Consider the following 11,180-nt stretch of genomic DNA (forward strand, 5'->3'; position numbering starts at 1 on the left):
CATCGCGCGGCGCTGCCGACGCGAGAATTTCAAAGCGTGAAATATCCGGGCTAGCAGCGGTTCGCGCTTTTCTCATGTATTTCAACGTGTATCCTTACCGGCCTTCTGCATGGACTCGCTCTTTATGACTCGGAAATTCGCCCTGCTTCTTCTCGTCGCCACCCTGGCCTTCACCGGTTGCGACAAAATTCGCGCCAAAGTCCCCTTCTTGAAAAAGAAGGAGGTCGTTGTCGCCGCGACGCCAGCGCCGGCGCCCGTGGCGGCGGACGCCCCGGCGACACCGGCACCGGACGAAACGCCATCCGGCACCACTCCTTCATCCAAGTCGCCTGCGTCGGCGGGATCGAAGAACACGGATACTGCCGCGGTGAACAAGAATGCCGCGGTGATCGCGCTCTGTTATCACAACATCGACGAGAAAGGCTCGAAAGCGCTGACCCTCCCGATCGCGGAGTTTGAGAAAGAAATGGAGGCCATCAAGACCAACGGCTTCAGCGTCATTCCCATGCAGGATTTCCTCGCCTGGCGCCGTGGCGAAAAGAGCATCCCCAACAAGAGCTGCATCATCACCATCGATGACGGCTGGGTCTCCGCCTACACCAACGCGTGGCCGATCCTGAAGAAATACAACTACCCCTTCACCCTCTTCATTTACATCAACTACGTCGGCACCGGCGGCAAATCGATGTCGTGGGACCAGCTCGCCGAAATGCGCGATGCGGGCGTCGACATCGAATCCCATACCTATTCTCACTCGAGCCTGAAAGTGCCCGGCGGCAACGTCGACGCCAAGGCCAAGGCGCTCATCAAGCAAGACGTCGCGGCGCTGGGCGTGGATGGCTGGATGCGCAAAGAGATCATCGAGTCGAAGCAGGTGCTGGAGAAACAGCTCGGCATCAAGTGCAACGTCTTCGCCTACCCCTTCGGTGTCTGGAGTCCAAAAGCGGTGGAGATCGTCAAGGAAGCGGGCTACGAGGCGGCGTTTACCGTCTACGGCCAGCAGCTCCATCCCAGTTCGCAGAAAGAATTGCTCGGCCGCTACGCGGTCGAGGCGAGCAAGCCCAAGATCTTCGAGGACGCGATGAAGATGATCGGCGGCGGCCAGAGCACGGTCTCCACGGGCCCTTCCGAGCCCGCTTACACGCAGCTCGCGGCTGTCTCGATGGTCACGAAGCCGATGGATGGCGAGACGATTGGCGACCCGAAGCCGCTCATCAAGGCGAACCTCGCCACGCTCGGCGATATCGACCCGGGCTCCGTCGAGATGCGCATCAGCGGTTTCGGCCCTGTGGCCGTGAAGTACGATCCAGCCACCAAGACGGCCCAGTATCAGATGACCCAGAAGCTGCGCGAACCCGAATACACGGTCTTCATTTCCGCCAAGTCGAAGGGCAAGCGGCTGGAGACGAAATGGAACTTCAAATACGACTCCACCGCTGGACCCTCGACCGGCCCGGCCACGGACGCGTCCGCCCTGCCGCCGAAGGCCACCCCGGTTGCGCCGATTCCGGCGGCGACCCCGAAGAAGAAGTAGTCGGCGGCTCGACGCGTCGGTCGCTGAACCGGGTCGGGCCAATGGCCGTCCGACCGGTCCCTCGACAAGCGCCGAATCCAAGCTAGTCTGCCCGCCCGCCAACCATGTTTTCCCTTCTCGCCGATAAGCTCCAGGACGTCTTCAAGGACCTGCGTGGTCATGGGAAGATCACGGAGACGAATGTCACCGACGCCATGCGCGCGGTGCGGATGGCGTTGCTCGAGGCGGATGTCGACTTCAACGTCGCCAAGGGATTTATCGCGCGGGTCAAGGACAAAGCCCTCGGCGAGGAAGTGCTGCGCGGCGTCGCGCCCGGCCAGCAGATCGTCAAGATTTTCCACGATGAGCTCACCGCCCTGCTCGGGGGTGACAATACCCCGCTGAATCTCGACAAGCCGGCGCGCATCCTCATGGTCGGCTTGAACGGCGCGGGCAAGACGACTTCCTCCGCCAAGCTCGCCGCCTGGCTGAAAAAGCAGGGACGTGCGCCGTTGCTCATCGCCTGCGATTTGCACCGGCCGGCGGCCATCGAACAGCTCGCCACCCTCGCCAAGCAAGTCGGGGTGCCGGTCTTCACCCCGCCTCCTGGCGAAAAGGATGTGCTGAAAGTCGGCAAGATGGCCGTCGAATGGGCGAAGGAACAGCCGGGCAACGTGCAGATTTACGACACCGCCGGCCGCCAGGAAATCGACGAGGTGCTGATCGCCGAAATCAAGGCTTTGCGCGCGTTCTTGCAGCCCCAGGAAGTCCTCCTCGTGGCCGATGCCGCCACCGGCCAGCAGGCCGTGAGCGTGGCCACCCACTTTCACGAGGCCCTCGATATCACCGGCTTGGTCCTCACCAAGCTCGATGGCGACGCTCGCGGCGGCGCGGCGCTTTCGATGCGCGAAGTGACCCAGCGGCCCATCAAATTCGCCGGTATTGGCGAAAAACTCGACCAATTCGAGCCATTTTACCCTGATCGGCTGGCCGGGCGCATCCTCGGCATGGGCGACATCGTCGGCCTGGTGGAGAAGGCGGCCGAGGCCATCGACGAGGAAGAAGCGAAGCGCATGGAGGAGAAGATGCGCACCGCTTCCTTCGACCTGAACGACTTCCTTTCCCAGTTCAAGATGATCAAGAAGCTGGGGCCCTTGGAAAATATCCTTGGCATGCTGCCCGGGATGGGTAACCTTAAGGACTTTTCGGTTGACGAAAAACAGATGAAGCGGGTCGAAGCGATAGTGCTTTCGATGACGCTGGCCGAGCGAACCAAACCGGACATTTTGAATGCCCGCCGCCGCCAGCGGATCGCCCGCGGCAGCGGCGTTTCCGTCACCGAAGTGAACGATCTTCTTCAGAAGTTTGGCCAGATGCGCAAGATGATGAAGAACATGGGCAAGATGAAGCAGATGATGTCGCGCCCCGGTGCGGCTTCCCGCTTCGGCTTGAAATAGCAGCTTTTAAATCAACTCAATCACCCACCAAGAAACCACATAGCCATGTCCGTCAGCATCCGCCTTCGTCGCGAAGGCAGCCTCAACAATCCTTACTACAAAGTCGTCGTCGCCGATCAGCGCAGCCCGCGTGATGGCAAATTCATCGAGCTCGTGGGCAACTACGACCCGAAGAAGACTGGCGAAAACGCCAACGTCGATCTCTCCCGTATCGATTACTGGATCAAGAACGGCGCCCAGCCGTCCGACACCGTGCGCAGCATCATCAAGAAGGCGCGCAAGAAGGAAACCGCGGCGGCCTAAGCCCCGCTTTTCTTAAACGTCGTGGACAGCCTGCAAGCCATGCAGGAGTTCCTTGAGCATGTGCTGCCACTGCTCATTGATTATCCCGAGGAAATGGTGCTGACCAAACAGACCAGCGGGAAGCGCACGACGTTTCATCTCAAGGTGCGGCAGACCGATGTGGGCAAAGTCATCGGCAAACACGGCCAGACGATCGTGGCCATTCGCAATCTGCTGGCCGCCAGCGCCGCGCGGCCCGGCGAGAAGGCGCAGTTGGAAATCGTGGAGTAGGATCGCGGGGCGGTGGGCTGTTTGAACCGCGGAGACGCGGAGACGCAGAGGAGAGGTTCTGCTGCCAGGGCTTGGCAATCACTTGACCGGCAACCCCCAGCGCCGTGAAACTCGGGGCTCTCGATGAACGAAGCAACCATCCGCGTTCCTGCAACCACTGCCAATCTCGGCCCCGGTTATGACTGCCTGGGCGTCGCCTTGCAGATTTACAATCACGTCACCGTCGCGCGCGGCGGGGCGCTGCCCACGGACGCGATGGTATCCGCCGTCGCCGAAAAGTTCTTTACGAGTGCCGAACTCAATCGATCGCCCTTCTCGTGGAAGATTACCGGCGATGTGCCCCGGTCGCGCGGGCTCGGGAGCAGCGTCACGGTGCGCCTGGGCTTGTTGCACGGATTGAATGCATTGGCCGGGAGGCCGCTCTCCGCCGATGTCCTTTTTCGGATCTGTGCGGAGCTTGAGGGGCATCCGGACAATGCCGCCCCGGCAGCCTTTGGCGGTTTTACCGTCGCGGGCGGCGCGGAGGTCGCCCGGTTTGAAGTCGCGTCAGAACTGCGCTTCGTCCTCCTCATTCCCGACTTTGAAATCTCCACGCCGGCCGCGCGAAAGGTCCTGCCCGCGCAACTCGATCGCCTTGCCGCCGCCCAAAGCTGCGCCAACGCCTGCCGGATCACCGCGGCTTTCGCGACGAAGAACTACGGGCTCTTGCGCGGCGCGTTCGTCGATCAATTGCACCAGCCGTTCCGGGAAAAAGAGTTGATCCCCTTCCTCAGCAAAGTGATCGCCGCAGGTGAGAGCGCGGGAGCGCTCGGCGGATTCCTGAGTGGCAGCGGCTCCACGATTTGCTGTGTCACGCTGGAGAGCCCGGAAACCGTGGCCGCAGCGATGCTCGCGGCGGCGGCTTCGCCAAACGCGCGCACGATCGTCACCACGGCCGACAATACCGGCGTGCGCGCCGGGAAATAGGCCATGCGCCGCTGGCTGGAAGCGTTTGAAGAGTTTGCCATCGACGTCATCCTAGAGCGTCGCTACGGCAAGCGCGCGCTCGCCCTGCGCTGGTTTCTCTACTGGCTGAGCTGGCTGTTTACCGGCGGGGTGCAGACGCGGCTCTGGCTTTTTCGGCATCGTCTCCTGCGCTCGCATCATCCAGCCTGTCTCGTCATCTCCATCGGCAATCTCACGGTGGGCGGCACGGGCAAGACCCCGGTGGTGGAAAAGTTCGCGCGCACTTTGCAGGACCACGGGCGCCGCGTGGCGATTCTCAGCCGCGGCTACAAGAGCAAGAAGCCGCCGCTCTTCCGCCGGCTCCAGCGCAAGTGGCTGGGGCTGGAGCGCCGCAAACCACGCATCGTGCATGATGGACAGCGCCTGCTGCTCGACAGCCGGTTTGCCGGCGACGAGCCGTTCATGCTCGCGAAGAGCCTCGGCAACGTCATCGTGCTGGTGGACAAGGACCGGGTCCGCGCCGCCATGCATGCCATTCGCGAGATGAAATGCGACACGCTTATCCTCGACGATGGAATGCAATATCTGCATCTCAAGCACCGGCTGGAAATCTGCCTCATCGATGCGCAAGCGCCCTTCGGCAATGAATACCTGCTGCCGCGTGGCACCTTGCGCGAGCCACCGGAAAACCTGCGGCGGGCCAGCTACATCTTCATCACGAAAACGCCGAAGCGCGGGAACGCGGAACTGATCGAACGCATTCGCGAATACAATCGCACCGCCGAGATCGTGGAGTGCCGGCACCAACCGCTCTACCTGCGCAATCTCTACGACCCCGACGACCGGAAGCCCCTCGAATACCTGAACGGCAAATACATCGCGGCCATCTCGGGGATCGCCCGGCCCGAGAGCTTCGAGCAAAGCCTCGTGGCGCTCGGCGCCAATCTGGAGATCACCAAGAGTTTTGCGGATCATCACCGGTTCACCGATCGCGAATTGCAGGAGTTCGCCTCGCGCTGCTCGCGGCGCGACCTGGAGTTCATCGTCACCACGGAAAAGGACAGCGTGCGGTTTCCGCCCAAGTTCGCCGGGCTGGAAACGCCGGTCTACTACCTGCGCGTCGAGATCGAGATCCTCAGCGGGCACGAGGGCTGGGAGGGACTGGTCGAGCGGCTTTGTGCACCGCAAAAGCTGCTCGCACCGGAGCGGTTCTTCGCCTGATCGAGAAGGCTCTATTCCGCGGCGAGCAACTCGCGGATCGTGGTGAGGAGCAGGTCGAAATCAATCGGCTTGGTGAGATGCCGCGAAAAACCGGCCTCCTCCGCGCGGCGCACGTCGTCCTCCATCCCAAAGCCGCTCAGCGCGACGCCGCGCAGCCGATGGTCCGCGCGCAGCTTGCGCATGAGATCGAAACCCGACCCGTCGGGCAGGCCGAGGTCGCTGATCACCAACCGAATGGGGCGCGTGCGCCCGTTGTCGTCCACGGTCTTGCGCGCGGCTTCGGCCTCCGCGATGGCTTGGGCGAGATTGCTGGCGGCCGTAACGTGGAAGCCCGCGCGGCGCAACATGCGGGCCATCACGTGAGCGGTATCCGGATGATCTTCGACGAGCAGCAGATGCGCATGCATGGAATCGGAAATACGGGGCGCATCCGCTCGCCCGCCGGTCGCTGGCTCCACCACGACCGCCGCGGTGGCGGCTTGGGTGAGCGGCAGCCGGACGGTGAAAGTGGAGCCGAGATCGGACCCTAGACTGGCGGCAGCGATGGTGCCGCCATGCGCTTCCATGATCGCTTTGCTGATGGCCAGGCCGAGGCCGAGGCCGCCGAATTGCTGCGTGATCGAGCGGTCGCCCTGCTGAAAGGCGCCGAAAACCCGCGGCAACATCTGCGGCGGAATCCCGATGCCGGTATCCTCGACCTCCACGACGAGCGAGGGGTTGCCATTCGCCTCTTCACGCCTCGTGCGCACGAAGATCTGCCCACCCACCGGCGTGAACTTGATGGCGTTCTTGAGCACGTTCCAAAACACTTGGGTGAGGCGGGCGGCATCGACCCGCGCCACATGCTCGGTGGCGTCGAGTTTTTCATGGCAGACGATCATCTTCTCCGCCGCTTCGTGCGAGCAGCACGTCTTGATCGCATGCTCGATGATCGGGCGGATATCGATCGACTCGAACTGCAACTCCAGCTTGCCCTTCGCAATACGGGTGATGTCCAGCATGTCGTCGATGAGCCGGGCCTCGAGCTCGATATTGCGGAAAATGGTCGCCATGTCCTCCTGCACGTCCTGCGGCAGGCGTGTATCACGCTGGAAGGCGGAGACCAGCGCGAGCACCGGCGTGAGCGGGGTGCGGAGCTCGTGGCTAAGCGTGGCGATAAAGTGGTCCTTCGCCCGGCTGGCCGCCTCCGCCTCGAGCAGCAGCCGCTCCGCCTGCACCTGCTTCATCACCCGCTCGACGGTCGGGGCGACGAGGTCGATGAAGTTCGGCGTCTTGGGAATGAAGTCGCGCACACCCGCCCGCATGGCTTCGATGATGCGCGTCTCATCCCCATAGCCGGTCACGAGGATGGCCGGCACTTCCCGACTTTCCTCTTGTAATTGGCGATAGAACTCCAGGCCGTTGGTCGGCTCGGAAAGCTGGTAGTCCAGGAGCAGCAGGTCAATGCGGTGCGCGCTGAGGCGGGTGCGGGCGTCGGTGGTGTTGGTCGTCAACTCCACGTGGTAGCCCGCCCGCTCCAACTGCAAACGCTGGAGCCTGCCGATACCCGGATCATCCTCCAGGACGAGGATAGTGCCACGCTGCCCGGAATCGTTCATCGTTTAAGAACTGCCATTGCGCGGGCGCTGGACGATTTGCAGGAAAAGGCCCAGCCGACGGATGGCATCGATGAAGCCGTCGTACTCGACGGGCTTGGTGATGTAGACATTGCAGCCTAATTCGTAACAGCGGTCGATCTCGCGCGGGTCATCCGTGGTGGTGAGCATAATCACCGGGATACGGTGGGTGGCCGGGTTGGCCTTGATCTGGCGCAGGGCCTCCACGCCATCGATGCGCGGCATGTTGATATCGAGCAGGATGACCAGGGCCTCGTCGAGAGTCTGCTGATGCGAATCGCCACGGCTGGCGAGACAATCAAGGAGTTCCTGTCCGTCGCGGACCCGCAGGAAGCCGTTGAGCAAGCCGGCGCGTTCGAGGTTGCGTTGCACGAGCTGGGCGTGGCCGTCGTCGTCTTCCGCGAGCAGGATGGTGACTGGTTGAGTGGTCATTTATTGGGGACTGGTACGTTAAGCCGTTCTTTGCGCGGAGCAACCTCCGGCAGAGGAGAAAGCTGCGCTTCGGCGGGAAAGGCGACAAAGAAAGTCGAGCCCACCCCTTCGGTGGATTCGACCCAAACCTTCCCGCCATGCCGTTCCACGACCTTCCGCACCAAGGCCAGGCCCACCCCCTCGCCAGTGGCCACATTGCCGTGGAGCCGTTGAAAGATGGCGAAGACCTTGGGCAGATAGCGCTCGGCGATGCCGAGGCCATTGTCCCGGACGAAGTAAGTCTGCGGCTTCTCGATCCCCTCCACCTCGCGCTCGACACTGCCGATCTCGATCTTGCCCGGGCGCTGGGCATCGAGGTAGTTGACGGCATTTCCGATGAGATTCGCGAAGATCTGCTCGATGGCCGTGGGATCGGCCCAAACGGGAGGTAGCTCCTTCACGGCGATCTCCGCGCCCCGCTGGGCGATGGTCCCCTGCATGGCCTCGACGATGCGGTGAATGACGGGTTTCAAGTCGACCCTCACCGGATGATATTCGACCCGACCGGCGCGAGAGAGGCGCAGCAGCGCGTCGATGATGCTCGAGAGCCGCGTGACCGCAGTCTGGATGAAATGGATCGACTCGTTCATGTCCCGTTCGGCAAGGCCCATGGCGCGCTGGCGGTCTGCGGCAGTCAACGCGCCATTGAGCAGCTTCTGCAAATCCTCCCGCGCATAGCCCAGTTCGCGGCTGAAGCCTTGCAGATTCACCAAAGGCGAGCGCAGGTCGTGCGAGACACTGTAGACGAACATTTCGATCTCCTGGTTCTTCTGCCCGAGATCGGTATTCGCGCGGGTCAGTTCGGTCGCCCGGCGCTCGAGCGCTTCCTGGTAGACCCGCTCCCGCAGGCGTGCGCTCTTGAGGTTGTCGGCAAGGAGGTGGAATTGCTCATCGAGTTCGCGGATCTCATCGGAACCTGGCACGAGCGGTGGGAGCGTCTCGCCATTGGTGATGCGGCGGGTGTTTTGGGTCACCACCTTAATGCGGCTGGCGATCTCGCGGCTGAACATCATCGCGGCCAGCGCGCCGATCCCGACATTGATGATCAAGCCGCCCACGAGCAGCAAATTCTGTGTAATGGTAGAGTGCTGCAAAGTCTCGATGCGCGCAGCGTCGAGCCGCTCTTCCTCGTTCCGAAAGCTTTCGACGTCCGTGCGCAGACCATCCATTAGATCCTTCCCTTTCAGGTTCTTGACCTCTTCCTGGGCGTGCGCCGTCCCTTCCTTCCGCATCATTTCCCGAACCAGATGTTGATACTCCAGCCTCGCCTGCGCGCTCTCGAGGACCTCTTGGAAGCGCGCCTCCTGGCTCGGGTTGTCCTTGATCATGATCTTCAGCTCGTCGAATTGCCGGGCGAGCAGTACTTCATCCCGGTCCATCTCCTCGGTGAAGGCGTCTTTCCCGGTGAGCAGGTAACCGCGCAGGTCACTCTGCGTGGAGACGAGCAGGCGGAAGATGTATTCCGTCTTCTCGATCACGTCCTTCGTGTGCATGGCCCAACCCTGGGCGGTGCTGAGATCGGATTGGCGCTTGAGGAGCAGGCCGATGAAGAGGGCCTGGTAAATGAGCGGCAACGCGATCACGAGCAACCCCTTGCGCAGAATAGTGACGCGGCGAGCCTTCATGTCGTTGTTGAATCGTGTAACGCGCCGGCCCCGACCGCATCAAGCGCCGGAAAAGAAATCGGGCGCAGGCCTTTCGACCTGCGCCCGGATAAGGAAACGGTTGCCGATGCCGGTTAGGCGATCTGTTCGCCCACCGAATAGCGCAGGAAGCGGCGAATCACGAGCTGGTCGCCCAGCTCCTTGCTCTTCTCGGCCACGAGCTGGCTGATCGTCTGGTCAGGGTTCTTGATGAACGCCTGGTCGATGAGGCAAACGGTGCTGAAGAACTTGTCGAGCTTACCCTTGACGATGTTTTCGACGATGTTCGCCGGTTTGCCGGGCGGCACCTGCTCGACGTAGATGGCGCGCTCGCGCTCCACCGTGGCGGCGGGCACCGAAGTACGGTCGACGCTGATCGGGTGGGCCGCGGCGATCTGCAACGTGATGTCGCGCACGAGTTGCTTGAAGGCCTCGGTCGTGGTCGTCTCGTCCTTGTTCGCGCCGACTTCCACCAGCACGCCGACTTTGCCGCCGGTGTGAATGTAGGCGGCGACGGCGCCGTGGCCGGTCACTTCCACGCGCTCGCTGCGGCGGACGACGAGGTTTTCCTTCAGCCGTTGGAACGCTTCGATGCGGTCCGCTTCGACGTTGGCGTTGGGATCGAGGGCGATCTTCTTCGCAACTTCATCGGTGAAGGCCTTGAAGCTGTCGTTCTTGGCGACGAAATCAGTCTCGCAGTTGACCTCGACGAGGACGCCGACCTTGGCGCCGGGCAGGATCGCTTGCGCGATGACGCCTTCCTTGGCTTCGCGGTCGGATTTTTCGCCAGCCTTGATCGTGCCCTTCTTGCGCAGCACGTCAACGGCGGCTTCGATGTCGCCGTTGGTCTCGGAGAGGGCTTTCTTGCATTCCATCAAGCCCGCGTTGGTTTTTTCGCGGAGGGTCTTGACGAGTTGGGCATCAATAACAGTGGCAGTGCTCATAGGGATGGTGGGATGGCTAGGTTTGAAAAGACGAAGAGACGAGAGCTCGGGGCCCTCGTCTCTCCAAAGGGGGTTGGTGAGGGCGGATTACTCGCTGACGCCGGCGAGTGCTTCCTGGTCCTTCCGGGTGCGGCCGGTCTGCGCGGAAACCATGGCGTCGACCAGCTTTTGCAGGACGATGCGGATGGCGCGGATGGCGTCATCATTGCCGGCGATCGGAAAGCTGATGAGCTCCGGGTCGGCATTGGTGTCGACGATGGCCACGGTGGGGATCTTCAGGCGCTTGGCCTCGGCGACGGCGATGGCCTCGCGCGTGGTGTCGATGATGACGATCGCGTCGGGATGCTTCTCCATGTCGCGGATGCCCTCGAGATTGCGCTTGAGCTTCTCGCCCTCGCGCTTGACGGCGGCGATCTCCTGCTTGCCCATCTTGGGGTACTCGGGCTGCTTCTCGAGATTCTCGATATACTTCATCCGGGCGATGCTCTTGCGGATGGTGGCGAGATTGGTCAGCGTGCCACCGAGCCAGCGCTGGTTGACGTAAAATTGACCGCTTGCGATGGCGGCTTCCTTGATCGCTTCCTGCGCCTGCTTCTTGCAGCCGACGAAGAGGACCTTGCCATTGCGGGCCGCGACGCTGCTCAGGAAATCGGTCGCCTCGGTCAACTGCTCGACGGTCTTGCCGAGGTTGATGATGTAGATGGCGTTGCGCTTCTCGAAAATGAACGGCTTCATCTTCGGATTCCAGCGTTTGGTCTGGTGACCAAAGTGGACACCAGCCTCGAGAAGTTCCGTCA

Annotated in this window: 11 protein-coding genes; 6 read left to right on the plus strand and 5 right to left on the minus strand. The window is 62.1% G+C overall.

From position 1 onward, the window contains the following. Nucleotides 1–124: 124 nt before the first annotated feature. The 6 genes from ABJF10_RS24285 to lpxK all read left to right on the plus strand — a co-directional run bounded on the left by ABJF10_RS24285 (nucleotide 125) and on the right by lpxK (nucleotide 5,709). Nucleotides 125–1,534, plus strand: a complete 1,410-nt coding sequence (locus ABJF10_RS24285; protein ID WP_348547211.1) for a polysaccharide deacetylase family protein — start codon at nucleotides 125–127, stop codon at nucleotides 1,532–1,534. Nucleotides 1,535–1,638: 104 nt separating this feature from the next. Next, nucleotides 1,639–2,970: a signal recognition particle protein gene (gene ffh, locus ABJF10_RS24290; RefSeq protein ID WP_348547212.1), complete on the plus strand. Its 1,332-nt coding sequence runs from the start codon at nucleotides 1,639–1,641 to the stop codon at nucleotides 2,968–2,970. Nucleotides 2,971–3,015: 45 nt separating this feature from the next. Beyond that, nucleotides 3,016–3,273: a 30S ribosomal protein S16 gene (gene rpsP, locus ABJF10_RS24295; protein ID WP_348547213.1), complete on the plus strand. Its 258-nt coding sequence runs from the start codon at nucleotides 3,016–3,018 to the stop codon at nucleotides 3,271–3,273. Between the two features lie 21 nt (nucleotides 3,274–3,294). After that, nucleotides 3,295–3,543, plus strand: coding sequence for a KH domain-containing protein (locus ABJF10_RS24300; RefSeq protein ID WP_348547214.1), 249 nt, complete (start codon nucleotides 3,295–3,297; stop codon nucleotides 3,541–3,543). 123 nt (nucleotides 3,544–3,666) lie between these two features. Beyond that, nucleotides 3,667–4,509, plus strand: a complete 843-nt coding sequence (gene thrB / locus ABJF10_RS24305) for a homoserine kinase (RefSeq protein ID WP_348547215.1) — start codon at nucleotides 3,667–3,669, stop codon at nucleotides 4,507–4,509. A 3-nt stretch (nucleotides 4,510–4,512) separates the two neighbouring features. After that, the gene (gene lpxK, locus ABJF10_RS24310) at nucleotides 4,513–5,709 is read left to right on the plus strand and encodes a tetraacyldisaccharide 4'-kinase (RefSeq protein ID WP_348547216.1); all 1,197 of its coding nucleotides are present in this window, start codon (nucleotides 4,513–4,515) and stop codon (nucleotides 5,707–5,709) included. A gap of 11 nt (nucleotides 5,710–5,720) precedes the next feature. Here lpxK and ABJF10_RS24315 read toward each other — a convergent pair whose 3' ends face one another. The 5 genes from ABJF10_RS24315 to rpsB form a co-directional block, all read right to left on the minus strand. Beyond that, nucleotides 5,721–7,307 (minus strand): response regulator, encoded by a 1,587-nt coding sequence (locus tag ABJF10_RS24315; protein ID WP_348547217.1) that lies wholly within the window; start codon nucleotides 7,305–7,307, stop codon nucleotides 5,721–5,723. A 3-nt stretch (nucleotides 7,308–7,310) separates the two neighbouring features. Continuing rightward, the gene (locus tag ABJF10_RS24320) at nucleotides 7,311–7,757 is read right to left on the minus strand and encodes a response regulator (protein ID WP_348547218.1); all 447 of its coding nucleotides are present in this window, start codon (nucleotides 7,755–7,757) and stop codon (nucleotides 7,311–7,313) included. Then, the gene (locus tag ABJF10_RS24325; protein WP_348547219.1) at nucleotides 7,754–9,421 is read right to left on the minus strand and encodes a CHASE3 domain-containing protein; all 1,668 of its coding nucleotides are present in this window, start codon (nucleotides 9,419–9,421) and stop codon (nucleotides 7,754–7,756) included. The genes ABJF10_RS24320 and ABJF10_RS24325 overlap by 4 nt, the downstream gene beginning before the upstream one ends. Before the next feature lie 113 nt (nucleotides 9,422–9,534). Then, complete coding sequence (gene tsf, locus ABJF10_RS24330; protein WP_348547220.1) at nucleotides 9,535–10,383, minus strand: translation elongation factor Ts; 849 nt, start codon at nucleotides 10,381–10,383, stop codon at nucleotides 9,535–9,537. Nucleotides 10,384–10,470: 87 nt separating this feature from the next. Continuing rightward, nucleotides 10,471–11,180: 30S ribosomal protein S2 (gene rpsB, locus ABJF10_RS24335; RefSeq protein ID WP_348547221.1), on the minus strand; the 710-nt coding region annotated here is incomplete at its 5' end.

This window comes from Chthoniobacter sp., from assembly GCF_040003245.1.
Lineage (GTDB): Bacteria > Verrucomicrobiota > Verrucomicrobiia > Chthoniobacterales > Chthoniobacteraceae > Chthoniobacter.

Excerpts from the sequence above, each read along its gene's own strand:
- ABJF10_RS24285 (WP_348547211.1), top strand. The coding sequence starts at position 125 with ATGACTCGGAAATTCGCCCTGCTTCTTCTCGTCGCCACCCTGGCCTTC.
- ffh (WP_348547212.1), top strand. The coding sequence starts at position 1,639 with ATGTTTTCCCTTCTCGCCGATAAGCTCCAGGACGTCTTCAAGGACCTG.
- rpsP (WP_348547213.1), top strand. The coding sequence starts at position 3,016 with ATGTCCGTCAGCATCCGCCTTCGTCGCGAAGGCAGCCTCAACAATCCT.
- thrB (WP_348547215.1), top strand. The coding sequence starts at position 3,667 with ATGAACGAAGCAACCATCCGCGTTCCTGCAACCACTGCCAATCTCGGC.
- lpxK (WP_348547216.1), top strand. The coding sequence starts at position 4,513 with ATGCGCCGCTGGCTGGAAGCGTTTGAAGAGTTTGCCATCGACGTCATC.
- ABJF10_RS24315 (WP_348547217.1), bottom strand. The coding sequence starts at position 7,307 with ATGAACGATTCCGGGCAGCGTGGCACTATCCTCGTCCTGGAGGATGAT.
- ABJF10_RS24320 (WP_348547218.1), bottom strand. The coding sequence starts at position 7,757 with ATGACCACTCAACCAGTCACCATCCTGCTCGCGGAAGACGACGACGGC.
- ABJF10_RS24325 (WP_348547219.1), bottom strand. The coding sequence starts at position 9,421 with ATGAAGGCTCGCCGCGTCACTATTCTGCGCAAGGGGTTGCTCGTGATC.
- tsf (WP_348547220.1), bottom strand. The coding sequence starts at position 10,383 with ATGAGCACTGCCACTGTTATTGATGCCCAACTCGTCAAGACCCTCCGC.